The organism is Streptomyces californicus (genome assembly GCF_000717645.1).
GTDB classification, from domain to species: domain Bacteria; phylum Actinomycetota; class Actinomycetes; order Streptomycetales; family Streptomycetaceae; genus Streptomyces; species Streptomyces californicus.
In genome coordinates this window covers 38093-62724 of record NZ_JNZZ01000020.1, presented here as the reverse complement: position 1 = coordinate 62724, position 24632 = coordinate 38093, and the positions used below count along the sequence as shown (strand labels likewise).

Sequence of the window (24632 nt, the reverse complement as noted above, 5' to 3'; positions counted from 1 at the left end):
GTCGTCGTGCCGGTGCTCCCCCGGCGGGGGCGTACGGGGATCGGGCCCGCGCTCCTTCCGGCGGGCCCGGTCCCGGTGCTCGGAACGGCGCTGCTCGGCGCGGGTCTCATGCGGGTGCTGCTCGGCGCGGGTCCGGTCCCGGTGCTGCTCGGCGCGGACCTCATGCCGGTGCACCTTCCGGCCTGCGGCGCAGCATCCACAGGAAGAAGGGGCCGCCGGTCAGCGCGGTGAGGACGCCGACCGGGATGTCCTGCGGGGCGGCGACGGTCCGGGCGGCCAGGTCGGCGAGGACCAGGAACACCGCGCCGCCGAGGGCGACGACGGGGAGCAGGGCGCGGTGGGCGGCGCCGACGACCATCCGGGCCATGTGCGGGACCATCAGCCCGACGAATCCGATCGCCCCGCTGTACGCGACGAGCGCCCCGGTCATCAGGGAGGCGAGGACGAAGACGGCGGCGCGGAAGCGGGCGGTGTCGAGGCCGAGGACGGTCGCGCCCTCCTCCCCCACCAGGAGCAGGTCGAGCGGGCGGGCCAGGGTGAGGAGGACGGCGGTGCCGGCGACCAGGGTGATCGCGGGGAGGGCGAGCATGTCCCAGCGGGCCGCGCCGAGGCCGCCGAGGGTCCAGTAGAGGACTTCCTGGAGGTGGTCGGCGCGGGCGGAGGTGACCAGGATGAGGCTGGTCAGGGCGGAGAGGACGTAGGAGACGGCGACTCCGGCGAGGACGAGCCGGTTGGTGGTGAGGCCGCCTCCGCCGCGCGCCAGGGTGTAGACGAGGAGCAGGGAGAGCAGTGCCCCGGCGAAGGCGGCGGCGGGGATGGTGACGGTGGTGGCGAGGGTGGCGCCGATGCCGAGGACGATGACGAGGACCGCGCCGGTGGAGGCCCCGGAGGAGACGCCGAGGAGGAAGGGGTCGGCGAGCTGGTTGCGGACGAGGGCCTGGAGAACGGTGCCGATGACGGCCAGTCCGGCGCCGACGACGATGCCGAGGAGGACCCGGGGCAGCCGGACGTCCAGGACGATCGTGCGGAACGGGCTCGCCTCCGCCCGCCCGGTCAGGATGTCGATCACCTGGCCGGGCGGGATGCGGACGGAGCCGAGGGCGAGGGCGGCGAGCACGGCGGCGCCGAGGAGCACGGCGAGCACGCCGAGCACCAGCGCGTAGCCGAGCGGCCGCCGCGGTGCGGAGGCGCGGCAGGTCACGAGGCGGAGGCCGCCTCGCCCGCCGGGTGGAGCTGGGCCGCGAGCTTCTCGACGGCGGCGGGGACGCGGACGCCGAGGACCGCGTCGGAGAGCGGCATGACGGCGAAGCGCTTGTTCTTGATGGCCGGGACGTCCGCGAGGGCGGGGTCGGTGAGGAGGCGCTTCTTCTTCTGCTCGACGGTGGTGGCGCCGTAGTCGTAGATCACGATGACCTCGGGCTTGCGGGCGACGACGTTCTCCCAGGAGGCGTCGCCGAAGGGCTTGTCGAGGTCGGCGAAGACGTTGGTGCCGCCGGCGCGTTCGATCAGTTCGTTGCCGATGCCCTCGCCGCCGGCGGTGAAGGCGGTCTTGTCGCCGCTGTCGTAGACGAAGACGGAGACGGGCTTGACGCCGGCCAGCTTCTTCGCGGTGGCGGCGTTGTCGGCCTCGGCCTGCTTGACCCAGGCTTCGGCGCGGTCGGGGACGCCGAAGGTGCGGCCGACCTCGCGGATCTCGTCGTAGAGGGTGTCCATGGGCTGGTCGCCCTTGGTGCAGCTCTCGGTGTTGAGGCGGGTCTCGATGCCGGCCTTCCCGAACGCGTCGCGGCCGCGGCCGTCGGCGGCGGTGAAGGCGCTGCCGTAGCCGCCGTAGACGAAGTCGGGGTTGGCGGCGAGGACCTGCTCGTAGGAGGGGTACTCCTTGGCGAGGACGGGGACGGAGGCGTAGTCCTTCGCGTACTTCGGGAGGACCTTGTCGTCGAGGTAGGCGGTGCCGACGAGGGACTTGGTCAGGCCCAGTTCCAGCATGATCTCGGTGACGTGCTGGTTCATGGTGACCACGCGCTTCGGCGGGGCCTTGTACGTGGTGGTGACACCGCAGTTCTTGACGGTGTACGGGAAGCCGTCGCTCTTGGCGGCGGCTTCGGGCCCGGCGTCGGTGCTCTCGGCGGAGGAGCAGGCGGTGAGGGCGAGCGGGAGCAGCACGGCGGCGGCTATGAGCGCGGGGGTGCGCCGGGACATGGCGGGGCCTCTCCGGGGGATTTCCGCGTCCCCTGGTCGATGCGGAGAAGGCGTCGGGCCAGTTCCTGGCTTCCGGGCCCCTTCCGGTGCGGCGTCGCCCTGGGGGTCGTCCGCGCGGGGAGGGGCCCGGTCACAGTGGCGGGACCGTGCCGGATTCGCACCGGCTTCCTGGTTCCCGTCGCCTCTTGTGTCGGGTTCTGGGGTGCAGTGTGCCAGACCCGTGGGGCGGCTTCGTGGGGCGGCCGGGCTCAGTACGCCTCGACGACCTGCACGTCTTCCTCCGTGATCACGCCGTCCACGATGCGGTACGAGCGGAACTGGAAGGGGCCCGCGTCGTCGGTGTCGGCGGTGGAGACCAGGACGTAGTGGGCGCCGGGCTCGTTCGCGTACGTGACGTCGGTGCGGGAGGGGTACGCCTCGGTGGCGGTGTGCGAGTGGTAGACGATCACGGGCTCCTCGTCGCGGTCGTCCATCTCGCGGTAGAGCTTGAGGAGGTCGGCGGAGTCGAACTCGTAGAACGTGGGCGAGCGGGCGGCGTTGAGCATCGGGATGAAGCGCTCGGGGCGGTCGGTCCCGGCCGGGCCCGCGACCACTCCGCACGCCTCGTCGGGGTGGTCGGCGCGGGAGTGGGCGACGATCTGGTCGTGGAGCGCCTGGGTGATGGTCAGCATGGCGCCAGGATAAGACCGACCGGGAATCGGGGAGCGGGCCCCCGCGTACCGGTGCGTGGTACGCGGGGGCCCGCATGCTGGACAACCGTCGGCCTTTGGGGCAGCCGGGGCGGTCCGGGGAGGGGGCGGTGTGGGGCCCGCCCTCGGGGTCGGTGGGGGTGTCCGGTCCTGGGGGCCGATGGGTTCCGGTCCTCAGGGTGGCCGCATGGCCGGGGCCGGTGGGGCGGCCCCGGGCCGGAGTCAGCGGGTGTCGGCGGGGGTCTTCCCGGCGTCCGGGGTGCGGGCCTGGAGGACGCGGTAGGAGACGAACAGGACGAGCGCCCACAGCGGTGCGCAGTAGAGCGAGATCCTGGCGTCCGCGTCGATCGCCATCATCACGATGACCATGCCGATGAACAGCAGCGCGAACCAGCTCGTGTACGGGGCGCCCGGGGCCCGGAACGAGGACTGCGGGAGCATCCCGGCGTCGGCCATGCGGCGGTAGCGGATCTGGCTGATCAGGATCATGATCCAGGCCCACATGCCGGAGATGGTCGCGAAGGAGACGACGTAGGTGAAGGCGTCGCCGGGCCACTGGTAGTTGATCCAGACGCCGACGAGCATCAGCGCGGCGGAGAAGGTGGTGCCGACCAGCGGCAGGCCGTTCTTCGTCAGCTTGGTGAAGGCGCGGGGGCCCTGGCCGTTGAGGGCGAGGTCGCGGAGCATGCGCCCGGTCGAGTACATGCCGGAGTTGCAGGAGGAGAGCGCGGCGGTGAGGACGACGAAGTTGACGATGGCGGCGCCGATGCCGAGCCCCATCTCCTCGAACGCCTTCACGAACGGGGAGACGCCGGGCTTGAAGGTGGACCACGGCACGACCGAGAGGATCATGATCAGCGCGCCGACGTAGAAGACGGCGATGCGCCACGGCACGGTGTTGATGGCCTTGGGCAGCACGGTCTTGGGGTCCTTGGACTCACCGGCGGTGACGCCGACGAGTTCCACGGCGAGGAAGGCGAACATGACGATCTGGAGCGTCATGAGGGTGCCGGTGATGCCGTTGGGGAAGAATCCGCCGTCGTTCCAGAGGTTGGAGACGGTCGCGGTGTCGCCGGCGTCGGAGAATCCGACGGTGAGGACGCCCGCGCAGATCAGGATCATGCCGAGGATGGCGGTGACCTTGACCATGGAGAACCAGAACTCCAGCTCACCGAAGAGCTTCACGGAGATCAGGTTGGCGCCGTAGAGAATGACGGTGAACACCAGGGCGGAGAGCCACTGCGGAATATCCCACCAGTACGTCATATAGGTGGCGGCGGCAGTGACTTCGGTGATTCCGGTGACGACCCAGAACAGCCAGTAGGTCCAGCCGGTGACGAATCCGAAGAACGGGCTGATGAATTCCCGGGCGTACTCCGAGAAGGAACCGGAGACCGGGCGGTACATGAGAAGTTCGCCCAGGGCCCGCATGATGAAGAAGATGACCAGGCCCGCGATGACGTAGGCCAGGATGAGGCTGGGTCCGGCCCGGTCGATGGCCTTGCCCGCGCCGAGGAAGAGCCCGGTCCCGATGGCTCCGCCGATGGCGATCATCTGGATCTGGCGGGCTCCGAGACCACGCTGGTATCCCTCGGCCCCGGCGTCCCCGGCATGCTCGCCGGGCCGCCCCTTGTCGGCCTGTCCCTCGTCGACGTGCGCCGATGTCATGGTGGTGCGCCTTTCTCCACGCCGATCCGCGCCGTACAAGGCTGCGGATCAGGTCCTGATCCCCCCGGATATGGATGGAGTGCGACCGGCGTTCGGCCGGTGTGTAGCGCCCCCGGGAAACAGGGGTGGCGTCCCCCGGGTGGTCGTGAAGATTTATCACGGCCGTCATGGGACATCATGGGGCATTCTGTGGCGCACACCACAGGGAAAAGCGGGCAAGAGGCTCTGCGGGGGACGAATAGTCCGAATGACTTGGTGCGATCGTTACCCGGATCTGAGCGTCCGTTGAGCGAACGAAGGCCGCCCGCCACGACGTGACGGGCGGCCCGGTGCCAACGGAGGCCGCCTACGGAAAAGGCGTCGCGAACCCGGTCGGAACGCGCCCGGAATCCGCCGGACGCGCCCTGCGGGACAGCCCTTACGGCATCAGGGTCTCGACGAGCGTCTCCTGGAGTGCGCCGAGCCAGAGGTAGGCCATCACCATGGGCTTGCGCGGATCGCTGTCGGGGAGGCGGTAGAGCGAGCCCTCCTCGCCCTGGTCCTCGTCGGACACCTCCAGCCGGGTGCCGATGGTCAGCCGCAGGTCGTTGAGGGTGCGCAGCCACCTCAGGGCCTCGTCGGCGGTGAGGGTGAGCACGGCGCCGCCGTCGCCGACCGGGGAGAGCGCGTCCAGGGTGCGGACGACGGTGAGGGCGTCCTCGCGCTTACCGGAGCGCAGGTCCATCTCGGTGAAGCGGCGGAACTCGGAGGAGAACTCGCGCAGCTCCTCCTCCGGCTTCCCGCCCTCGGCGGGCTCGCCGGGCCCCCCGTAGGCGTCGGGGAAGAGGCGGGCGAGCGCCGGATCGCACGGCGGTTTGCTGGGCCCCTCGGCGAAGAGGGCGGCGAGCGGGTCCGCGTCCTCGGCGGGCTGGTCGCCGGGGCCGATCAGCTCCAGGAGCTGGACGGCGAGGGAGCGCAGGATGGAGATCTCGACCTCGTCGAGCGCGACGGCCGCGCCGCCGCCTGGGGTGGCCTCGAAATGGCCGGCCATGGGTTCTCCGATGGTGGGTCGAACGGGGCGGGGGGCAGTACGACGGATGGTGCGGGCAGGGCGGTACGGGCAGTCGCCGTACGGACGACGGAGACGGTACGGGCCGGGCGGTGCGGGCGGGGGCGCCGGGACGCGACGCCCGCCCGCCCGCACGTCGGCCGGGTCGGCTAGTCGCGGTCCTGGGTGAGGGTGGCCCACAGTCCGTAGCCGTGCATGGCCTGGACGTCGCGCTCCATCTCCTCGCGGCTTCCGCTGGAGACGACGGCGCGGCCCTTGTGGTGCACGTCCATCATGAGCCGCTGGGCCTTGTCCTTCGAGTAGCCGAAGTAGGCCTGGAAGACATAGGTCACGTAGCTCATGAGGTTGACCGGGTCGTTGTGGACGAGCGTCACCCACGGGACGTCCGGCTCGGGGACCTGGAAGGCCTCCTCGGCGGAATCAGGTCGTTCGATCTCCAGCGGAGTAGCAACGCTCACCTGACCCATGCTGCCACCCGGGCGGCCCCCGCGCACAAACGGACCCCACATCTCGTCACTTTGACGAATAGGGGGTAGCATCCCAGCCATGAACACAGCGGACCTCGGGCGACGGGTCGGCGTTCCGTCGACCGCGCTCTTCACCGACCAGTACGAGCTGACCATGGTGCAGGCGGCCCTCAAGGCCGGCACCGCCGACCGGCACTCCGTCTTCGAGGCGTTCACGCGCCGGCTGCCCGAGGGGCGGCGCTACGGCGTCGTCGCCGGCACCGGCCGGGTGCTGGACGCGGTGGAGAACTTCCACTTCGACGACGAGATGATCGGCTTCCTGCGCCAGCAGGAGATCGTGGACGAGCCGACCCTCGAATGGCTGGCCGGCTACCGCTTCCGCGGCGACATCTGGGGCTACCCGGAGGGCGAGGTCTACTTCCCCGGCTCCCCGATCCTGCGGGTGGAGGGGTCCTTCGCCGAGTGCGTGCTGCTGGAGACGGTGATCCTCTCGATCCTCAACCACGACTCGGCGATCGCCGCGGCCGCCTCACGGATGTCGGCCGCCGCCGGAGGCCGCCGGCTGATCGAGATGGGCGCGCGCCGCACCCACGAGCTGTCGGCGGTGGCCTCGGCCCGCGCGGCGTACGTCGGCGGCTTCGACGCCACCTCCGACCTGGCGGCCGGATTCCGCTGGGCGATCCCGACGGTCGGCACGAGCGCCCACGCCTTCACACTGCTGCACGACACCGAGCGCGACGCGTTCCGGGCCCAGGTGGACTCGCTGGGCCGGGGCACGACGCTGCTGGTCGACACGTACGACGTGACCGAGGCGGTCCGGGCGGCCGTCGAGATCGCGGGCCCCGAGCTGGGCGCCGTACGGATCGACTCCGGGGACCTGCTCCTGGTCGCGCACCGGGTCCGCCAGCAGCTCGACGAGCTGGGGGCGACGGGCACGAAGATCGTGGTGACCTCGGACCTGGACGAGTACGCCATCGCCTCACTGGCCGCCGCGCCGGTGGACGCGTACGGGGTGGGCACCCAGCTCGTCACCGGGAGCGGCCACCCCACCTGCTCGATGGTCTACAAGCTGGTGGCCCGCGCCGGCTCGGGGGAGCCGGACGCCCCGCTGGTCCCGGTGGCCAAGAAGTCGCTCGGCGCGAAGGCGTCGAAGGGCGGCCGCAAGTGGGCCGCCCGCCGGGTCGACGGGCACGGCGTCGCCGAGGCCGAGGTGATCGGCACCGGACCGGTCCCTGAGGCGCTGGCGGACCGGCAACTGCTGGTGGAGCTGGTGCGGGACGGCGAGGTCGTCGCCCGGGAGCCGCTGGACGCGGTCCGGGACCGGCACGTGGCCGCGCGCGCGACGCTGCCGATGTCGGCGATCCAGCTGTCGCGCGGCGAGCCGGTGATCCCGACCGAGTACGCCTGACCGGCGGGGACCGGGCCGCACGCGCCCGGTCCCCCACGAGCGCGCCCGGCTCCGGTCGTGCGCGGCCACCGCCCGGCTCGGCCCGGTTCCGACCGCGTACGCGTGATACGGCACGTTTCCGGTCGATGCGGCCGGAAACACGTCTCCGGACCGGCCGGGCCCGGAACCGGCGGTTTCGCGGACGGGCTTGATTGTGACGTTTCAGTGCCTAGGCTCGAACCCGCGAAAGCCTCGAACACCCCGCCCGTCAACCATCCCCGCCCACCGTCCCCGCCCCGCTCCCGCCCCCACCGAAGGACACCCGCCATGCACCGCGCCTTGATCGTCGTGGACGTTCAGAACGACTTCTGTGAGGGCGGCAGCCTCGCGGTGGCGGGCGGTGCCGACGTCGCCGCAGCCATCACCGACCTGATCGGCGCCGCCCAGCCCGCCTACCACCACGTGGTGGCCACCCGCGACCACCACGTCGACCCGGGAGACCACTTCTCGGCCACCCCGGACTACGTGGACTCCTGGCCGGTGCACTGCGTCGCCGGGACCGAGGGCGTCGGCTTCCACCCGAACTTCGCCCCCGCCGTCGCCTCCGGGGCGATCGACACGGTCTTCGACAAGGGGGCGTACTCGGCCGCGTACAGCGGATTCGAGGGCACCGACGAGAACGACATCGGCCTCGCCCAGTGGCTGCGCGACCGCGAGGTCACCGAGGTCGACGTGGTCGGCATCGCCACCGACCACTGCGTACGGGCCACCGCGCTGGACGCGGCCCGCGAGGGCTTCGTCACCCAGGTGCTGCTCGACCTGACCGCGGGAGTGTCCGGCGCCACCACCGAGCGCGCACTCACGGAGCTGCGGACGGCCGGCGTGAAGCTCTCCGGCACCCCCGCGCTCCCGCCGCCGCAGTAGCCGCGGACGCCTCCGCACGGCCCTCCGAGCCGCGGCCCGCCCGGTCCTGATCCGCCGGGCGCGCCGTGGGCCGGTCGCGGTCCGCCGGGTGCGCCGTGGGCCGGTCGCGGTCCGGCGGCTCCGCCGGACGCGCCCTAAGCGGCCGGGCGGGCCGGTCCGGCGTACCCGGTGGGGCCCAGCAGCGCCCTGATCGGGCGCCACAGCTCCTGGCACGACGGCAGCGCCTGGGGAGCCGCCTGGCCCCCTTGCGGCCCCGGGCCGCCCGGCGGAACGGCGGTCGGGCCCTCCTGCGGGGCGCCCCGCCACAGCAGCCCGTCCGGGTGGTGCAGCACCGCCGTGACCTCGTCCGGGGTGGGCGGCCGGTCGTTGCCGCGCAGGTACACCGCCCGCAGCCCCAGATTGCGCAGCCTGGTCAGGGCGCGCGCCCGGTTCGCCGCGTGCACGAGCACCCGTACCGGGGCCCCGGGAGCCGTTCCCGTACCGCCGTACGGGCCCGATCCGTCGGCCGGTCTGGTGAGGGTCAGGGCGACCACCACCGTGCCGTTCGGCAACCTGCAGAAACCTCCGCCTGCCATGCTCCGCGCTCCCCCGTGAGACGTCGTGTCAATAAGGATGTGGACAAGACGCACCTAAACACGATCGGCCGCCGCCCGCTAGGGGGCGACGGCCGATCATGCTGTGACCTGCGGTTTTACCGGATCAGCGACCCGAGGGGCTGACCAGCACGCTCATCGTCCGGCCGTCGAGCGGCTCGTGGACGATGGAGATGCGGGTGTTCGTGTCAGAAACCTTGACACTGCCCGTGGGGTTCTCCTTGTACCAGTAGGTGCCCTTGCGGTCGTCGAAGACCGGGTTGCCCAGGGTCGGCTTGATGTACAGCGGCACGTCCGCGTTGTGGAGCGTGAAGCCCTTGTTCGGGTACCAGCTGAACGGGGCGTCGAACGGCTGGATCTTGTTGCGCAGGAGCGAGCCGTCCTTCCACTTGAGCGGCTTGGCGTGCGCGTCGATCGGCAGGATCAGACCCTGGCCGGGGTGGACCGAGGTGTTGTTGTCCTTCTGGGAGGTGTCCCAGAGCCAGACCAGCAGACCGTTCTGGTAGGCGTAGTGCTCGACCCAGTCCGGACGGGTGGTGGAGAAGCCGAAGTTGTACGGGCCGACCTTCAGCGTCTCGTCGTAGGAGACGTACTGGCGGTTCTCCGCGATGTAGTACTGCGGGTAGTCCTGGGTGAAGGACTCACCGATCCGCGAGAAGCCCTTGGCGGTCCAGCCGTTGTCGTCGCCCTCGGCGTTGTCCGAGAAGAGCGCGGCGCCGTCGGCGGTGACGGTGATGGCGTCGGCCGTGAAGCCCTTGCCGCCCGCGCCGCCGTCCGTCTGGTAGCGGAAGCGGAGGTCGATCTTCTTGCCCGCGTAGGCGTCCAGCGGGAAGGAGAGCTTCTGGTGGGCGCCCGAGACGCCGGTCAGGGCCGGCTTGTCGCTGGCGTCACGCGGGAGGGCCTTGCCGTCGGCGGTGCCGTCGAGCGCGGTCCAGCTCGTGCCGCCGTTGTCCGACACCTCGGTGTAGAGGTAGTCGTAGTCGGCCTCGATGTCGTACCAGCCCGAAAGGTCCAGCGTCGCCTTGGACTTGCCGGTGAGGTCGACCGCGCGCGTCAGGGTGTTCGACAGGTCGTCGCCCATGTCGCTCCACCACTGCTTCGCACCCTCGGCGGGCTTGACGACGGTGGTGGTGACGGCCTTCTTCGGCAGCTCGACGACGAGCGCCTGCGGGTCCTTGGTGTTGTACTCCGAGACGCCCAGCTTGTGCAGCGAGGTCTTGCCGGCCTTGGCCTTGTCGTAGTCGAGCCAGCCGAGCTGGAGCTTGTCCCACGAGGTCATGTCGCCGGGCAGGTTGCCGATCTCGCCCTTGCCGGTGCCGAGCCAGGAGCCCGCCGACATCAGGGACCAGAAGCCGACCGAGTTCTCGCCGCCGCCGGAGGTGTCGTACAGGTCCGGCAGACCGAGGTCGTGGGCGTACTCGTGGGCGAAGACGCCCAGTCCGCCGTTCTCGGGCTGGACGGTGTAGTCGCCGACCCAGACGCCCGTGTCGCCGATCTGCGCGCCACCGGCCTTGTTGTTCGCGGGGCCCGTCGCACCGGCGTTGGTGCCGTACGCGTACCAGCGGTGCGCCCAGATGGCGTTGGTGCCCTCGGCGCCGCCGCCGGCGGACTCGTCCTCACCGGCGTGGACCAGCTGGAAGTGGTCGATGTAGCCGTCGGGCTCGTTGAAGTTGCCGTCGCCGTCGAAGTCGTAGCGGTCCCACTGGTCGTACTCGGCCAGGTTCGCCTTGATCTGGGCGTCGGTGCGGCCCTTGGCCTTCTGGTCGGCGACCCAGGCGTTCACGCCGTCGCGGACCGCGTCCCACACGTTGGCGCAGTTGGACTGGCCGCAGTAGTTGGAGCCGTAACGGGCCTCGTTGTAGGGGACCTTGACCCAGTCGGAGACCTCGCCCTCGACCGAGTAGCGACCCGAGGAGGTCTTCTCGTAGTAGGTCTTGAGCGAGTGGACGCCCTTGCCCTCGCCGAAGTACAGCTCCTGGAAGTGCTTCTGGTTGTAGTCGGACTTCCAGGCGGTGCTGTTGTCCTTCTTCGGGTCCGGCTTGGCGATCTTGTTGTGCGCCGGGCCGGGGGCGCCGCCGTACTTCTTGACGGGCGGCTTGGGGCCGTCGCCGTCCGGGTCGAACATCGTGGTGTCGTCGACCTGGTCGCCGAACTCCAGCAGGATGGTGAAGATCTTGTCGGTCTTCTCCCGGCCGAGCTCCACGTACTTCTTGTCGCCGAGCTTGACGACCTTGGAGCCGCTCCGGTTCGCGACCTTCTTGTCCCCGGCCAGCACCTGCTCCAGCGCGGCCTCGCGCTGCTCGGCCTGCTGCTCGCTGAAGGGGCCCTCCAGGTTGTGCTCCACATGCCCCTTGGCCGGCGCCGGGTCACGGCGGTCGACGGTGGAGACACCGGAACCTGATGAGCTGTCATGCGCCTGGGCGGTGGCGAAGGTCGACGCCGTCGCCGCGCTCGCGGCCATGGCCACGACAACGGCGGCGGCGCGAAGCGCCCGTCTCTGATTGGTCACTTGAAGCAGTCCTCCCCGGGCGTTCCGCGCTGCGGCCAGGGGGGTGTGAAGAGGGCCGCGCGCGTCAACGCGTCACAAGTGACGACATTCGATCGGAGTTATGAGAGAAAAGACAGACCTTGACTTGAACAGGCCAAGTGCACTATGCGGAGGGCATTTCCGGTATGCGGACGGTATGGGAACGGTAAAGGAACGTCGGGCGTCCGGATCCGGCCGCCGGACCGGTGCCAACGGGCGCGTCGCGCCGTCCGGTTGGTGAGAGGCGTGACTCTGTGCGCCCCCTGTGCACCGGTACCGTGCGTTAGGTCACGCTTACTACCGGTCCGAGGCGGGCACCCACCGTCGTAGGGTCGTTCGGTGCGCACGATCGTGCCGACCGATCCGCCCATCCGACGTCCCGAGGACGGAACCCGCCATGCCGCGTCCGACTGCCGCACAGTTCGCCTACGGTTCGGCCACCGTCGTCGTCACGACGCTCGCCCTGCTGCTGCTGTTCCGCGCCCAGTCCGTCGCCGCCGTGGCCGCCGCCGGGGCGGTCGCGCTGGTCCTCGGCCTCCTGGTGGCGCTGCGCCTGCCGGCCGCGCGCCCCGCGACGGCGGAGGCCGGGGCGGGGACGTCCGGTCGGACCGCCGACCCGACGCGCCACGCCCCGCGGCCCGTCGGAGTGCGGGAGCGGGTCCCGGCGGGACGCCCGCCGACGCGGGTCGACGAGCACTCGCTGCGCCGCTGAGCGGCCGGGCGCCGGGCGGTCGTCAGCGGACGGTGACGACGACCGTCTTGGCCGCCTTGTCCTGCAACCCCTGCCGGTAGGGTTTGTCGGTGAACATCAGCACGATGTTGATCAGCCACCACAGGCACGGGCAGCAGAGCAGCGCCGGAGCCCACAGCACGACGGCCCGCATCAGCGCGGCCCCGGTGTCGGGCACCCGGCCGTCGTTGAGCATCGCGACCCGCATCTTCAGCAACCGCTTGCCCAGCGTGCGGCCGTCCTTGTGCGTGAAGTAGGTGTCATAGGCGACGTACACCACCAGGCCGATGAGCGACCACACGAGCTGGTGCCCGCTGTACCCGTTGGCGACCGCGTCCCCGAAGCCGTCGTCGCCGTCCCCGTTGACGTCGACCGCGCCGCCCCAGGGCAGCGAGATCAGGTACAGCGGGATGGAGATGACGAGGAAGTCGATGAGCCGCGCCAGGATGCGCTTGCCCGGCTCCGCGAGCGGCGGCATCCCGGCCAGCGGATCGGGGGCGCCGAAGCCGCCGCCACCGCCGTACGGGTCGTTCGGCGGGGGCGGCGGAGGGGGCGGGGGCGGTGCGCTGCCGTACGGCTGACCGGAGGACGGCGGCGGGGGCTCCTGCGGCTTCTTGAGGAACGGATCGTCGTCCTCGGGCGGCTGGCCGGGCGTCGGCTGGTCGTTGCTCATGGGGGCAGTGCATCCCGCACCCCGGGGGCCCGCAACGGCTCAGGGGCGTTCGGGGGACGGGCGGTGGCATACGGGTATCCACCGGCATGTCTCCACCCGTCCGGCCGGTTCGTCATATAGGACGACTCCGCCTGTCCGGTGGGCGGGCGGCGGTCTGACGCGGGCTCAGCCCGCCACGAACGTCCGGGCCGCCTTGTCGTGCCAGCACTGCCGCCAGGGGCGGTCGAACAGGCACCACAGCACGTTGACCACGCCGAGGACGACCAGTCCCAGCACGCCGTAGACGAGCCAGCGGCGCAGGGCCGCGCCCAGCGACGGCGTCTCGTGCGACTCGATGTCCCGTACGTCGAGTCCGAACAGCTTCTTGCCCAGCGTGCGGCCCCACTTGGCGGTCGGCAGCGCCTCCAGGAGGAAGCCGAGGAGCAGGAAGGCGGCGAGCAGAGCGCCCAGCAGGGACCCGGTGGTGGAGTCCAGCAGCCAGACGGTGACGGTTTCTCCGGTCTCCTTCGCCGCGGTGATCTTGCGGTCGATGTGGTCGAGCGCGCGGACGGTCAGCGGGATCGCCGCCGCCCCGACGACCGCGCCGAGCACCAGGTTGTCGACCAGCCGGGCGGCGAACCGCTTGCCGAGCCCGGCGGGCCGGGCCGACGCCTGGTCGCGGGCGAGCCGCTGGAAGGGGTCGTCGACCGGGGGCTTCCAGGGCACGACGGGCTGGTCGGCGCCCTGGAGGTGCGGCTGTTCGGGCCGGCCCGGCCCGGGGCCCTGCTGCGCCCACGAGACCGGACCGCCGCCGGGTCCCGGGGTGTGCGGGGCCGCGTGGGGCGCGGGCGCGGCGGACGGCGTCCGTACGGGATCGGGGAGGGCGGGCGCGGCTGCGGGGAGTTGGCCGGGGGCCGCCGCCTGCGGCAGGGACGCCTGCTGCACGGGGGCGTACGGCTGGGGGTACTGGGGCCGGCTTGGCGGAAGCGCCTGCTGCGGCTGGTGCGCCTGGTGTGGTGGCTGTGACTGCTGGGGTGCCGGTGATGGGTGGGACGGTTGAGGCATCTGCGGTTGCTGAGGCGCGAGGGACGGCTGGTGCTGCTGGGGCTGCTGGGGCGCGTGCGACTGCTGGGGTGTGTGCGACTGTGCGGGCAGGTGGGACTGACGGTGCGGTGGGGCCTGGTGTGCCGCGTGCGCTTGAGCCGCCTGCGCCCCCTGCGCCTGATGCGGTGTCGGCCGGTCCTGCGCCTGGGCCGGGAGCGCCTGAGGGGACGTCGGCCGCGCCGGGGCCGGAAGGGCCCGGGGCTCGGGCGCCGGGGCGATGCTGTGCCGGGCCGCGCTCAGGTTCTGCGGACCCTGCGGCGCGGCGGGCTCGGCCGGGGCGGCCGGCGCGGGGGCGGCCGGCGCGGGGGCGGCCGGTTCGGGCACGGGCTGCGGGGAGCCGAACCGTACGACGTCGGACCCCGGGGCGCTGTTACGGGCGCCCGACGCGCGGAGCGTGACCGTCCCCTCGGCCGGCGGGCGCGTCGCAACGGGCTCCACGGCGGGCCGGCCGCCCCCGTCCCGCATCCCCGGCAGCGCCCCGCCGGCGGCCGGGTCCGGGGAGAGCGGTGCGCGCGGGTCGGCCGGCGGCGTGGACCGGTCGGATTCGGGTGCGGGCTCCCCGGCCGGATCGGGCCAGTCGACCCGGTGGTCCCGTTCGCCGCCGAACCCGGTCTGGCGCGCGGTGTCGGCCTGCCACACGGAGGCCGACTCCCCCGGGCGCGCGGCGGGTTCGCCCGATCCGCCCGCGACCGCACCCGACGACGCCTGCCCCGGGAAGCCCGCGCCCGGCGGCTCCTGTGCCGGGAAGCCCGCTGCCGACGGCTCCTGTGCCGGGGAGGCAGCACCCGGGCCGTCCTGGAGGGCGGCCTCCTCCTCGTCGAAGAAGATCGGGCCCGTCTCCTCAGCCGGGGCGTCCCGCACGGCGGGCGCGGGCGCGGCGGGCGCGGGGCGGCTCGTACCGGGGACCCAGGAGGCGCCGTTCCAGTAGCGGACGTACCCGGGGATGGAGGGGTCGGGGTAGTAGCCCTCGCGCGGGCTTTCGTCACCGGGTGCCGGGGTTGGCGCGCTCATCAGCGGGTCCCGTATCTCTTCGAGGCCACAGGCCGTCCCCGGTGCTGCGGGCGGACGGCCTCAATACAAGGGTCCACATCTATCAGACAGCCGCCCGCCCCCGGGCCGGTCCGCCTCTTTGGGCCCCTTTCGGGACCGCCGGAAAGTTTTTTTGAGAAGTCGCGTCATAGTTGGCGGGCAGGGCGCTCTCTCCTGGTGCGGGACGGTCACGGGACCGGCCCATGAGTACCGGAAGGTCGTGCGGATCGATGATGAACATCGTGGAACGTGAGCTGGAGCTGAAGCTGGTCCTGTCCCCCGAGCGGTCCATTCCCGTGCCCGCCCGGCTGACGTACCGCACGGACGACCCGTTCGCCGTGCACGTCGCCTTCCACATCGGCTCCGAGTCGCCCGTGCACTGGACGTTCGCCCGGGAGCTGCTGGTGGAGGGCGTGTTCCGGCCGTGCGGGCACGGGGACGTGCGGATCTGGCCGACGAAGGTCGCGGGCCGCAGCGTCATCTGCGTGGCCCTCACCTCCCCCGACGGCAACGCGCTGCTGGAGGTGCCGTCGGCCGCCGTGGCCGCCTGGGTGGAGCGGACGCTGCGCGTGGTGCCGCCGGGCACCGAGAGCGACCGGCTCGGGATGGACGAGGCGCTGGCGGAGCTGCTGGCTCCGCTGCCCGCCGACGACCTGTGGCTGAGCGACCCGTGGTCGTCGTCGGACGAGGCGTCCTCGCAGGACGGCGAGGCGTGAGGGCTGCCGGGGACGGGGGGTGTCAGAAGAGCTTGCCGGGGTTGAGGAGGTTCAGCGGGTCGAAGGCGGCCTTGATGGAGCGTTGCAGTTCGACGCCGGTGTCGCCGAGTTCGCGGGCGAGCCACTCCTTCTTGAGGACGCCGACGCCGTGTTCGCCGGTGATGGTGCCGCCCAGTTCCAGGCCGAGCGCCATGATCGCGTCGAACGAGGCGCGGGCCCGGCGGGACTCGTCGGGGTCGGCCTGGTCGAAGCAGACGGTGGGGTGGGTGTTGCCGTCGCCCGCGTGGGCGCAGACGCCGATGGTGAGGCCGTACTCCTCGGCGATGGCCGCCGTGCCCGCGAGCATGGCGCCGAGTTGTGAGCGCGGTACGCAGACGTCGTCGATCATCGTGGCGGACTTGACGGCCTCCAGCGCGGTGAGGGCCAGCCGCCGCGCCTGGAGCAGGAGTTCGGACTCGGCCGGATTATCGGCCGGGACCACTTCGGTGGCCCCGGCGGCGGTGCAGAGCGCTCCGACGGCGGCGAGGTCGGAGGCGGGATCCGGCGTGTCGAAGGCGCAGAGGAGGAGCGCCTCGGTGGTCTCGGGCAGGCCCATGGAGGCCAGCGCGTTGACGGCACGCACGGTCGTACGGTCCATCAGTTCGAGGAGTGACGGCGTGTGACCGCGCTCCATGATCCGGCACACAGCGTCACAGGCGGCGTCGGCGGAGGGGAACTCGGCGGCGAGGACGAGCTGCTGCGGCGGCTGCGGCTTGAGGGCGAGGACGGCCTTGACGACGATGCCGAGGCTGCCCTCCGAGCCGACGAAGAGCCGGGTGAGGTCGTATCCGGCGACGCCCTTGGCGGTGCGCCGGCCGGTGGTCAGCAGCCGTCCGTCGGCGAGGACGACGTCGAGCCCCAGGACGTATTCGGCGGTGACCCCGTACTTCACGCAGCACAGGCCGCCGGACGCGGTGCCGATGTTGCCGCCGATGGTGCACGTCTCCCAACTGGAGGGGTCCGGCGGGTAGTACAGCCCGTGTTCGTTCACAGCGCGTGACAGCACCGCGTTGACGACGCCCGGTTCGACGACGGCGATCCGGTCGACCGGGCTGATCTCCAGGATGCGGTCCATCTTCACCAGGGAGAGCACGACGCAGCCGTCCGTGGCGTTGGCCGCGCCGGACAGGCCGGTGCGGGCGCCCTGCGGGACGACCGGGACGCGCAGCGCGGTCGCGGTGCGCATGACGTGCTGGACCTGCTCGACCGTGCGCGGGAGGACCACGACGGCCGGGGTGCCGGCCGCGCAGAAGCTCGCCATGTCGTGGGCGTAGGACGCGGTGACGTCCGGGTCGGTGATCAGCGCCTCGGGGGGCAGTCCCGTGCGCAGCCGTTCGAGGAGATCGCTCATGATCCAAGCGTGGCACCCGGGGCCAATGGTGTGAACCCGTGAGCAGGAGACGATCCCAACGCGCAGTGTGCTCGTATGACTGACGCAGAGTGATGGCCATGGATGTCATGCCGCAACAGGGTCCGGAGTCCCGCCAGCCGCCCGAGCCGCCCCCCGGGGACCCCTACGCGCTGCCCGCCGAAGGCGCCACCGCCGTGCCTCCGCCGCCGCCCACCCTGCGCACGACGCTGCGCCGGGCCGCGTTCGGCGCGGTGGCGGCCGGGGTGCTGCTGGCCGGGGCGCTGGTGGCGGTGGACGGCCGGGAGGGCGGGAAGCCGGCGGAACCGGGGCCGGTCGAGCGGGCCGAGGCGGCGGCGGCCGCGGGCTCCCCCGCCTCGCTCTCCGACCTGACGGCGCTGATCGGGGACCGGCAGAAGTGGGTGGAGTCCCATCCGGAGGACGCCCCGTCCCTGGCGGTGCTGGGTTCGGCGTACGTGGAGTGGGCGCGGCGGTCGGGCGATCCGGCGTACTACGCGCGGGCCGAACGGGCCCTGGAGCAGTCGCTGGAGGCGCGGCCGGGCGAGCGCGGGAACGGGGAGGCGTGGGTGGGGCTGGCGGCCCTGGCCAACGCCCGGCACGACTTCCTCGCGGCGAAGCGGTGGGGCGAGAGCGTGGAGAAGCGGCAGCCGAAGACCTGGAGCGTGTACCCGGCCCTCATCGACGCCTACACCGGGCTCGGCGACCAGCAGGCGGCGACCGCGGCGACCGAGAAGTTCGGCGAGCTGCGCAAGGGGGTCCCGGCGCTGGCCCGCACCGCCGACCTGTACCGGGGCCAGGGCTGGCGCGAGGACGCCCTGGCCACCGCCCGGGAGGCGGCGGACCGGGCGGTGCGGCCGGCCGAGAAGGCGGACGCGCTGCACCGCCTGGGCGAGCTGGCCTGGGAGCGGGGCGAGGCGGCGGAGGCGTTGGCCCAGTTCGACGCGGCCCTGCGCACCGATCCCGGCCACCACGCGTCGTCGGCGGGCCGGGCGCGGGCGCTGGTGGCGCTGGAGCGCACCGACGAGGCGCTGTCCGCGTACCAGAGCGCGCTGGAGAAGCTGCCGCGCCCCGAGTACGCGCTGGAGCTGGGCGAGTTGTACGCGTCGCTCGGGCTGGACGGGGACGCCCGCACCCAGTACGCGAGGCTGCGCGAGATGGTGGCCGCGGCGAAGAGGGCCGGGGTGGACGAGTCCCTGGTGCTGGCCCGGTTCGAGGCCGACCACGGGGACCCGGACGCGGCGGTGGAGCTGCTGCGCGCCCAGTGGCGGGGGCAGCACCGCAGCGCGGCGGTGGCGGACGCGCTGGGCTGGGCGCTGCACCGGGCGGGGGAGTCCGAGGAGGGCCTGGAGTACGCCCGGCGGGCCGCCGACACGGGCGTGCGGAACGCCTCGTACGCGTACCACCTGGGGGCGATCCAGCGGGAGCTGGGCAGCTACGGCCCCGCGCGCCGGAACCTGGAGCAGGCGGTGCGCACCAATCCGGCGTTCTCGCCGCTCGCCGCGCCGCTGGCCCGGGACGCCCTGGACGCGCTGGGCGAGCCGCCGGCGGGCGGTCCGGGCGACATGCGGCCGTCTCCGCCGCCGGCCCCCGAACCGGAGGTGAGGCGCGAGGTGACGCCCGAGCCGAAGAAGCCCCAGGCCCCGGCGCCGGCGCCGTCCCGCACGGCCTCCGCGCCCGCCGCCCCCTCCTCTTCCCCCTCCCCCTCCGCGTCGCGGGAGACGCCGGGGAGGCCCGAGGAGTCCGGGTCGGACGGCGCGGCCCCGGTGGCGCGGGGCGCGTGAGTCCGGCGCGGCGGCGGGCGCTCATGACGGGAGGACGCCGCCGCGGTCCGGGGTACTGCCCCGGGCCGCGGCGGCGCGTTCCGTACCGGGGTACGGGTCAGAGGTTGCCGCGCTTCTCCTGCTCGCGCTCGATCGCCTCGAACAGGGCCTTGAAGTTGCCCTTGCCGAAGCCCATGGAGCCGTGGCGCTCGATCATCTCGAAGAAGACGGTCGGCCGGTCCTGGACCGGCTTGGTGAAGATCTGCAGCAGGTAGCCGTCCTCGTCGCGGTCGACGAGGATCTTCAGCTCGCGCAGGGTCTCGACCGGCACCCGGGTCTCGCCGGCCCACTCGCCGAGGGTGTCGTAGTACGAGTCCGGGGTGTCCAGGAACTGCACACCGGCGGCGCGCATCGCGCGGACCGAGGCGACGATGTCGTTCGTGGCGAGCGCGATGTGCTGGACGCCGGCGCCGCCGTAGAACTCCAGGTACTCGTCGATCTGCGACTTCTTCTTCGCGATGGCCGGCTCGTTGATCGGGAACTTGACCTTGAGCGTGCCGTCCGCGACGACCTTCGACATGAGGGCGGAGTACTCGGTGGCGATGTCGTCGCCCACGAACTCCTTCATGTTGGTGAAGCCCATGACCTTGTTGTAGAAGCCGACCCACTCGTTCATCCGGCCCAGCTCGACGTTGCCGACGCAGTGGTCGATCGCCTGGAAGGTGCGCTTGGCGGGCGGCTCGACGATCGGCGAGGCGGCCGAGAAGCCGGGCAGGTAGGGGCCGTCGTAGCCGGAGCGCTCCACCAGGGTGTGGCGGGTCTTGCCGTACGTGGCGATGGCGGCGAGGACGACCGTGCCGTTCTCGTCCTTGACCTCGTGCGGCTCGGTGATGCCGCGCGCGCCGTGCTCGACGGCGTACGCGTACGCGGCCCGCGCGTCCGGGACCTCGATGGCGAGGTCGACGACGCCGTCGCCGTGCTGGGCCACGTGGTCGGCGAGGAACGTGCCCCACTCCGTGGACGGTTTGATCACGGAGGTGAACACGAACCGGGCGGCGCCGTTCGTCAGGACGTAACTCGCGGTCTCGCGGCTGCCGTTCTCCGGTCCGGAGTAGGCGACCAGCTTCATGCCGAAGGCGGTCGAGTAGTAGTGCGCGGCCTGCTTGGCGTTGCCCACGGCGAAGACGACCGCGTCCATTCCCTTCACCGGGAAGGGATCGGCCTGCCGGGCGTTTTCGGGGCTGGTGTGCAGAGTCTCAGTCATGTTCGAAGGCTCTCCCCACATCGCAAGGTGCGCAATAGTTTGCGCATTCACTGGTCAATATGCGCAGCCGGTCGCCATGATGGCCGGACTATCTGTACAGGCTGACCACCGGAGGCGGCGTCATGGCGATCGATCATCTGGACGGGCGGCTCATCGTGCTCCTGGCACGGGAACCGCGGATCGGCGTCCTCGAAGCATCCCGGCGGCTCGGGGTGGCGCGCGGGACCGTGCAGGCGCGGCTGGACCGGCTTCAATCGAATGGCGTCATCCGGGGATTCGGGCCGGACGTGGACCCGGCGGCGCTCGGATACCCGGTCACCGCGTTCGCCACGCTGGAGATCAAGCAGGGCCAAGGGGCGGACGTACGGGCGCACTTGGGCGGCGTTCCGGAGGTACTGGAGCTGCACACCACGACCGGGCACGGCGACATGTTCTGCCGCCTGGTGGCCCGTTCCAACGCCGATCTCCAACGGGTGATCGACCGGGTTGTCGGATTTGATGGCATCGTCCGGGCCTCCACGGCGATCGTCATGGAGAACCCGGTCCCGCTGCGGATCATCCCGCTGGTGGAACAGGCGGCCGGGGACCCCGACTGAGCTGGGGGAATCCGGGCAGTGGATGACCCGGACGCCTGAACGCCGACCGACCCGAGGGAGTGCCGTGTGAGCTTCTGGGAGTATCTGAACACCCGGCACCAGCAGCTGCTGACGGATGCGTTCCAGCACGTCAGCGCGGTCTTCCAGTGCATGGTCATCGCCACCGTACTGGGCGTGGTCATCGGCGTGCTGAGCTATCGCAGCGGCTGGGGCGGCTCGCTGGCGATCACCTCCACGGCGACGATCCTGACCATCCCCTCCCTCGCCGCGATCGGTCTGCTGATCCCGCTGGTGGGCCTCGGCGTCGCACCGACCGTGATCACACTGACCCTGTACGGGCTGCTGCCGATCGTCCGGAACTCCATCGTCGGGCTGCGGGGCGTCGATCCGTCGCTGGTGGACGCGGCGACGGGCATCGGGATGTCGCGCATCGCACGGCTGTGCCGGGTGGAGCTGCCGCTGGCCTGGCCGCCGATCCTGACCGGCATCCGGGTCTCCACCCAGATGCTGATGGGCATCGCCGCCATCGCCGCGTACGCCTCCGGGCCCGGCCTCGGCAACGAGATCTTCCGGGGCATCGCCTCGCTGGGCAGCGCCAACGCGATCAACCAGGTCCTCGCGGGCACGCTCGGCATCGTCGTCCTCGCCCTGCTCTTCGACGCCGCGTACGTCCTGCTGGGACGGCTGACCATCCCGAGGGGGATCCGTGCCTGAGACCGAGACCGAGGCCGTTCGCGTGGCGGACGTGGGCGCCGCCTCCGGGGCCTCCATCCAGCTGGAGAACCTCACCAAGAGCTATCCGGGGAACCCGAACCCGGCCGTCGAGAACGTGTCGATGGACATCCGGGCGGGCGAGACCGTGGTCTTCGTCGGCCCGTCCGGCTGCGGGAAGTCCACCACGCTGAAGATGATCAACCGGCTGATCGAGCCGACGTCGGGCCGCATCCGGATCGACGACGAGGACGTCACCGACATCGACCCGGTAAAGCTGCGCCGCAAGATCGGGTACGCGATCCAGTCCTCCGGGCTCTTCCCGCACATGACGGTCGCGGACAACATCGCGCTGGTCCCGAAGATGGTCGGCTGGTCCAAGGCGCGGGTGAAGGACCGGGTGGAGGAGATGCTCGACCTGGTGGGCCTGGACCCGCGCGAGTTCCACGGCCGCTATCCGCGCCAGCTCTCCGGGGGCCAGCAGCAGCGGGTGGGCGTGGCGCGGGCGCTGGCCGCCGACCCGCCCGTCCTGCTGATGGACGAGCCGTTCGGCGCGGTCGACCCGATTACCCGCGACCACCTCCAGGACGAGCTGATCCGGCTCCAGCACGAGCTGCACAAGACGATCGTGTTCGTCACCCACGACTTCGACGAGGCGATCAAGCTGGGCGACCGGATCGCGGTGCTGCGGGAGCGTTCGCACATCGCGCAGTTCGACACCCCGGAGGCGATCCTGACCAATCCGACGGACGACTTCGTCTCCGGGTTCGTCGGCGCGGGCGCGGCCCTGAAGCGGCTGAACCTGACCCGCGTACGGGACGTGGGGATCGCGGACTTCCCGACGGTGACGGTCGAGGACCCGCTCCAGACGATCTTCAACAAGCTGCGCAACGGCCCGCACAACGAGCTGCTGATGCTGGACCGCCGCAACCGCCCGTACAAGTGGCTGCGGCGCGGCGATCTGATGCGGGCGCGCGGTTCGCTGGCGCGGGCCGGGCAGCTGGTGCACGACACGGTCACCCGGGACGCCACGCTGCACGACGCGCTGGAGGCGGTGCTGACGGACAGCGGGGGCCGGGTGGCGGTGACCGGGCGGCGCGGCGAGTTCATCGGGGTCGTCGACATGAAGACGCTGATGGACAACGTGCAGGAGCTGCTGGAGGCCGACCGGCTCACGGCGATGGAGCACCAGCACGAGCTGGAGGAGCAGCGCGTCCACCGGACGGAGCAGAAGATGGAGGGGGGTGGCGGCGGAGTATGAGCCCCAGCCACCAGGCCCGCTCCGGCAAGGAGCCGTCGCCGACCCGGCCGCCGGGCGAACACGACGTCAAGGGCCACGCGTTCCACGACGAGGAGAGCGACCCCTCCCCCGCCCCGGCCGCGCCGGCCCGGCGGATCACCTGGCGGAAGCTGGTGGTCCTGCCGGTGGTGCTGGTGGTCGTGCTGGCGCTCACGTACGTGTGGATCACCAACGTCCACCTGGACTCGATCGCGAAGAACTCGCTGACCGGCGGCAATGTGCAGCTGCGCTGGTGGCAGCACGTCCGGCTGACGGCGATCTCGACGTTCTGGGTGCTCATCATCGCGATCCCGCTGGGCATCGCGCTGACCCGCCGGCGGCTGCGCAGGGCGGCCCCGGCGTTCACGGCGCTGGCCAACATCGGGCAGGCGACCCCGGCGATCGGCCTGCTGGCGCTGCTGGTGATCTGGCTGGGCATCGGCCCGCGTACGGCGATCATCGGCATCGTCATCTACGCGGTGCTCCCGGTGCTCTCCAACACGGTGGCGGGGCTGCGGGCGATCGACCCGAACATGATCGAGGCCGCGCGCGGGATGGGGATGTCCGGGCGGGGCGTGCTGCTGCGGGTGGAGCTGCCGCTGGCGATCCCGCTCATCCTGGCGGGCGTCCGGACGGCGCTCGTGCTGAACGTCGGTACGGCGACGCTGGCCACGTTCGGCGGGGGCGGCGGGCTCGGGGACCTGATCACCTCGGGCATCCAGACGCAGCGGATGCCGGTACTGATCATCGGCTCGGTGCTCACGGTGGTGCTGGCGCTGCTGGTGGACTGGCTGGCGTCGCTGGCCGAACTGGCGCTGACCCCGCGCGGGTTGGAGGAGCGATGAGGCGTACGTACGGTCCCCGGCGCGGGGCCTTCGCGGGCGGCTCCGTCGCCCTGTCCCTCGCCCTGCTGCTCGGCGGCTGCGGGCTCAAGAGCGGTTCGCCGATGGTGGACGACGTGTCGCCGGGCTCGGTCGGCCGGGGCGAGCCGCTCAAGGGCGCGACCCTGACGGTGACGTCGAAGAACTTCAGCGAGAACATCATCCTGGGCCAGATGACCGGCCTGGTCTTCAAGGCGGCCGGGGCGGAGGTCATCGACCGGACGAACCTGCCCGGCTCGATCAGCGCCCGCGAGGCCATCATCAACGGCGACGCCGACGCCCAGTGGGACTACACCGGCACCGGCTGGATCACCTTCCTGGGCCACGCGAACCCGATCGTCGACCCGAAGAAGCAGTACGAGGCGGTACGGGACGAGGACAAGGGCAACGGGGTGATCTGGCTGCCGCCGGCCCCGCTGGACAACACGTACGCGCTGGCCATCAGCAAGAAGAACAACGCGAAGTACAGGCTGAAGACGCTCTCGGACGTGGCCGCGCTGGCGAAGAAGGACCCGGGGGCGGTGACGATCTGCGTGGAGAACGAGTTCGCCTCCCGCGACGACGGGCTGCCGGGCATGGAGAAGAAGTACGGGATGAAGATCCCGGCGGGCAACATCCGGAAGATGGACGCGGGGATCATCTACACCCAGGTCTCCGAGTCCGACTCCTGCCTGCTGGGCGAGGTGTTCACCACCGACGGGCGCATCAAGGCGATGGACCTGGACGTGCTGCGGGACGACAAGAACTTCTTCCCCAACTACAACGCCTCCCCGGTCGTCCACGAGGCGACGTTCGAGAAGTACCCGGTGATCGCCGAGCTGCTGGACCCGCTCGCCCGGAAGCTGACGACCGAGGTCGCGCAGACACTCAACGCCAAGGTGGACGTGGACGGGGAGGATCCGCACGAGGTGGCGAAGGAGTGGCTGGTGGAGGAGGGGTTCATCGAGGAGGGGTGAGGCCGCGGACGGGCTTCGGGGGCGGATGAGGCGGCGCGGGGGCG

The 24632-nt window shown here is 71.8% G+C and carries 22 protein-coding genes and 1 riboswitch; of the genes, 10 read left to right on the top strand and 12 right to left on the bottom strand.

All coding sequences use genetic code 11. The features are described from left to right. Positions 1 to 160: 160 nt before the first annotated feature. The 6 genes from IF19_RS0125905 to clpS all read right to left on the bottom strand — a co-directional run bounded on the left by IF19_RS0125905 (position 161) and on the right by clpS (position 6071). Positions 161 to 1201 carry a FecCD family ABC transporter permease gene (locus IF19_RS0125905; RefSeq protein WP_030113226.1) on the bottom strand — a complete coding sequence of 347 codons (1041 nt, stop codon included), beginning with the start codon at positions 1199 to 1201 and terminating at the stop codon, positions 161 to 163. Continuing rightward, positions 1198 to 2199: an ABC transporter substrate-binding protein gene (locus IF19_RS0125900; protein ID WP_030277213.1), complete on the bottom strand. Its 1002-nt coding sequence runs from the start codon at positions 2197 to 2199 to the stop codon at positions 1198 to 1200. The genes IF19_RS0125905 and IF19_RS0125900 overlap by 4 nt, the downstream gene beginning before the upstream one ends. Positions 2200 to 2238: 39 nt before the next feature. Continuing rightward, a riboswitch (cobalamin riboswitch) is annotated at positions 2239 to 2431 on the bottom strand. A gap of 16 nt (positions 2432 to 2447) precedes the next feature. Next, positions 2448 to 2870, bottom strand: coding sequence for a M67 family metallopeptidase (locus IF19_RS0125895; protein WP_030113229.1), 423 nt, complete (start codon positions 2868 to 2870; stop codon positions 2448 to 2450). 240 nt (positions 2871 to 3110) lie between these two features. Further along, positions 3111 to 4556: an amino acid permease gene (locus IF19_RS0125890; protein WP_030113230.1), complete on the bottom strand. Its 1446-nt coding sequence runs from the start codon at positions 4554 to 4556 to the stop codon at positions 3111 to 3113. Positions 4557 to 4974: 418 nt separating this feature from the next. After that, positions 4975 to 5586 carry a DUF2017 domain-containing protein gene (locus tag IF19_RS0125885; RefSeq protein WP_030113231.1) on the bottom strand — a complete coding sequence of 204 codons (612 nt, stop codon included), beginning with the start codon at positions 5584 to 5586 and terminating at the stop codon, positions 4975 to 4977. A 167-nt stretch (positions 5587 to 5753) separates the two neighbouring features. After that, positions 5754 to 6071: an ATP-dependent Clp protease adapter ClpS gene (gene clpS, locus IF19_RS0125880; protein WP_030113232.1), complete on the bottom strand. Its 318-nt coding sequence runs from the start codon at positions 6069 to 6071 to the stop codon at positions 5754 to 5756. A gap of 79 nt (positions 6072 to 6150) precedes the next feature. On the opposite strand from clpS, the gene IF19_RS0125875 reads away from it, so the two are divergent. Continuing rightward, a complete protein-coding gene (locus IF19_RS0125875; RefSeq protein ID WP_030277211.1) occupies positions 6151 to 7479 on the top strand; it encodes a nicotinate phosphoribosyltransferase in 1329 nt (442 codons plus the stop codon). Positions 7480 to 7785: 306 nt separating this feature from the next. Next, entirely contained in the window at positions 7786 to 8382 is a 597-nt protein-coding gene (locus tag IF19_RS0125870) for an isochorismatase family protein (protein WP_030113235.1), read from the top strand. Positions 8383 to 8516: 134 nt separating this feature from the next. Here the strand turns inward: IF19_RS0125870 and IF19_RS0125865 are convergent, their stop codons facing one another. Beyond that, on the bottom strand, positions 8517 to 8957 hold the full coding sequence (locus tag IF19_RS0125865; protein ID WP_030277209.1) for a hypothetical protein: 441 nt from the start codon (positions 8955 to 8957) through the stop codon (positions 8517 to 8519). Between the two features lie 124 nt (positions 8958 to 9081). Beyond that, positions 9082 to 11484 carry an immune inhibitor A domain-containing protein gene (locus IF19_RS0125860; protein ID WP_030113237.1) on the bottom strand — a complete coding sequence of 801 codons (2403 nt, stop codon included), beginning with the start codon at positions 11482 to 11484 and terminating at the stop codon, positions 9082 to 9084. 415 nt (positions 11485 to 11899) lie between these two features. On the opposite strand from IF19_RS0125860, the gene IF19_RS0125855 reads away from it, so the two are divergent. Next, positions 11900 to 12214, top strand: a complete 315-nt coding sequence (locus IF19_RS0125855) for a hypothetical protein (RefSeq protein ID WP_030113238.1) — start codon at positions 11900 to 11902, stop codon at positions 12212 to 12214. Between the two features lie 22 nt (positions 12215 to 12236). On the opposite strand, the gene IF19_RS0125850 is transcribed toward IF19_RS0125855, so the two are convergent. Together IF19_RS0125850 and IF19_RS0125845 are read right to left on the bottom strand one after the other, a co-directional pair. After that, positions 12237 to 12905: an RDD family protein gene (locus tag IF19_RS0125850; protein WP_030193178.1), complete on the bottom strand. Its 669-nt coding sequence runs from the start codon at positions 12903 to 12905 to the stop codon at positions 12237 to 12239. Positions 12906 to 13070: 165 nt separating this feature from the next. Then, positions 13071 to 14999, bottom strand: coding sequence for an RDD family protein (locus IF19_RS0125845; protein WP_030113240.1), 1929 nt, complete (start codon positions 14997 to 14999; stop codon positions 13071 to 13073). 248 nt (positions 15000 to 15247) lie between these two features. Here IF19_RS0125845 and IF19_RS0125840 point away from each other — a divergent pair, with 248 nt between their 5' ends. Beyond that, complete coding sequence (locus tag IF19_RS0125840) at positions 15248 to 15733, top strand: SsgA family sporulation/cell division regulator (RefSeq protein WP_030113241.1); 486 nt, start codon at positions 15248 to 15250, stop codon at positions 15731 to 15733. Between the two features lie 22 nt (positions 15734 to 15755). Here the strand turns inward: IF19_RS0125840 and IF19_RS0125835 are convergent, their stop codons facing one another. Then, positions 15756 to 17123, bottom strand: a complete 1368-nt coding sequence (locus IF19_RS0125835; protein WP_030113242.1) for an FAD-binding oxidoreductase — start codon at positions 17121 to 17123, stop codon at positions 15756 to 15758. Between the two features lie 98 nt (positions 17124 to 17221). Between IF19_RS0125835 and IF19_RS0125830 the strand changes: the two genes are divergently transcribed. Continuing rightward, positions 17222 to 18922: a tetratricopeptide repeat protein gene (locus IF19_RS0125830; protein WP_030113243.1), complete on the top strand. Its 1701-nt coding sequence runs from the start codon at positions 17222 to 17224 to the stop codon at positions 18920 to 18922. Between the two features lie 97 nt (positions 18923 to 19019). Here the strand turns inward: IF19_RS0125830 and hppD are convergent, their stop codons facing one another. Then, positions 19020 to 20165: a 4-hydroxyphenylpyruvate dioxygenase gene (gene hppD / locus IF19_RS0125825; protein ID WP_030113244.1), complete on the bottom strand. Its 1146-nt coding sequence runs from the start codon at positions 20163 to 20165 to the stop codon at positions 19020 to 19022. A gap of 122 nt (positions 20166 to 20287) precedes the next feature. Between hppD and IF19_RS0125820 the strand changes: the two genes are divergently transcribed. From IF19_RS0125820 to IF19_RS0125800, 5 genes are all read left to right on the top strand, one after another. Then, positions 20288 to 20761 (top strand): Lrp/AsnC family transcriptional regulator, encoded by a 474-nt coding sequence (locus IF19_RS0125820; RefSeq protein ID WP_030113245.1) that lies wholly within the window; start codon positions 20288 to 20290, stop codon positions 20759 to 20761. A 66-nt stretch (positions 20762 to 20827) separates the two neighbouring features. Beyond that, on the top strand, positions 20828 to 21475 hold the full coding sequence (locus tag IF19_RS0125815; RefSeq protein WP_030113246.1) for an ABC transporter permease: 648 nt from the start codon (positions 20828 to 20830) through the stop codon (positions 21473 to 21475). Then, the gene (locus IF19_RS0125810) at positions 21468 to 22733 is read left to right on the top strand and encodes a betaine/proline/choline family ABC transporter ATP-binding protein (protein WP_030113247.1); all 1266 of its coding nucleotides are present in this window, start codon (positions 21468 to 21470) and stop codon (positions 22731 to 22733) included. The genes IF19_RS0125815 and IF19_RS0125810 overlap by 8 nt, the downstream gene beginning before the upstream one ends. Further along, complete coding sequence (locus IF19_RS0125805; protein ID WP_030121300.1) at positions 22730 to 23596, top strand: ABC transporter permease; 867 nt, start codon at positions 22730 to 22732, stop codon at positions 23594 to 23596. The genes IF19_RS0125810 and IF19_RS0125805 overlap by 4 nt, the downstream gene beginning before the upstream one ends. Further along, the gene (locus IF19_RS0125800) at positions 23593 to 24588 is read left to right on the top strand and encodes a glycine betaine ABC transporter substrate-binding protein (protein WP_050492994.1); all 996 of its coding nucleotides are present in this window, start codon (positions 23593 to 23595) and stop codon (positions 24586 to 24588) included. Before IF19_RS0125805 ends, IF19_RS0125800 begins: the two co-directional genes overlap by 4 nt. The last annotated feature ends 44 nt before the right edge of the window (positions 24589 to 24632 follow it).

Excerpts from the sequence above, each read along its gene's own strand:
- IF19_RS0125900 (WP_030277213.1), bottom strand. The coding sequence starts at position 2,199 with ATGTCCCGGCGCACCCCCGCGCTCATAGCCGCCGCCGTGCTGCTCCCG.
- IF19_RS0125850 (WP_030193178.1), bottom strand. The coding sequence starts at position 12,905 with ATGAGCAACGACCAGCCGACGCCCGGCCAGCCGCCCGAGGACGACGAT.
- IF19_RS0125830 (WP_030113243.1), top strand. The coding sequence starts at position 17,222 with ATGGATGTCATGCCGCAACAGGGTCCGGAGTCCCGCCAGCCGCCCGAG.
- IF19_RS0125895 (WP_030113229.1), bottom strand. The coding sequence starts at position 2,870 with ATGCTGACCATCACCCAGGCGCTCCACGACCAGATCGTCGCCCACTCC.
- IF19_RS0125885 (WP_030113231.1), bottom strand. The coding sequence starts at position 5,586 with ATGGCCGGCCATTTCGAGGCCACCCCAGGCGGCGGCGCGGCCGTCGCG.
- IF19_RS0125875 (WP_030277211.1), top strand. The coding sequence starts at position 6,151 with ATGAACACAGCGGACCTCGGGCGACGGGTCGGCGTTCCGTCGACCGCG.
- IF19_RS0125865 (WP_030277209.1), bottom strand. The coding sequence starts at position 8,957 with ATGGCAGGCGGAGGTTTCTGCAGGTTGCCGAACGGCACGGTGGTGGTC.
- IF19_RS0125870 (WP_030113235.1), top strand. The coding sequence starts at position 7,786 with ATGCACCGCGCCTTGATCGTCGTGGACGTTCAGAACGACTTCTGTGAG.
- IF19_RS0125835 (WP_030113242.1), bottom strand. The coding sequence starts at position 17,123 with ATGAGCGATCTCCTCGAACGGCTGCGCACGGGACTGCCCCCCGAGGCG.
- IF19_RS0125820 (WP_030113245.1), top strand. The coding sequence starts at position 20,288 with ATGGCGATCGATCATCTGGACGGGCGGCTCATCGTGCTCCTGGCACGG.
- IF19_RS0125840 (WP_030113241.1), top strand. The coding sequence starts at position 15,248 with ATGATGAACATCGTGGAACGTGAGCTGGAGCTGAAGCTGGTCCTGTCC.
- hppD (WP_030113244.1), bottom strand. The coding sequence starts at position 20,165 with ATGACTGAGACTCTGCACACCAGCCCCGAAAACGCCCGGCAGGCCGAT.
- IF19_RS0125845 (WP_030113240.1), bottom strand. The coding sequence starts at position 14,999 with ATGAGCGCGCCAACCCCGGCACCCGGTGACGAAAGCCCGCGCGAGGGC.
- IF19_RS0125855 (WP_030113238.1), top strand. The coding sequence starts at position 11,900 with ATGCCGCGTCCGACTGCCGCACAGTTCGCCTACGGTTCGGCCACCGTC.
- IF19_RS0125800 (WP_050492994.1), top strand. The coding sequence starts at position 23,593 with ATGAGGCGTACGTACGGTCCCCGGCGCGGGGCCTTCGCGGGCGGCTCC.
- IF19_RS0125890 (WP_030113230.1), bottom strand. The coding sequence starts at position 4,556 with ATGACATCGGCGCACGTCGACGAGGGACAGGCCGACAAGGGGCGGCCC.
- IF19_RS0125805 (WP_030121300.1), top strand. The coding sequence starts at position 22,730 with ATGAGCCCCAGCCACCAGGCCCGCTCCGGCAAGGAGCCGTCGCCGACC.
- clpS (WP_030113232.1), bottom strand. The coding sequence starts at position 6,071 with ATGGGTCAGGTGAGCGTTGCTACTCCGCTGGAGATCGAACGACCTGAT.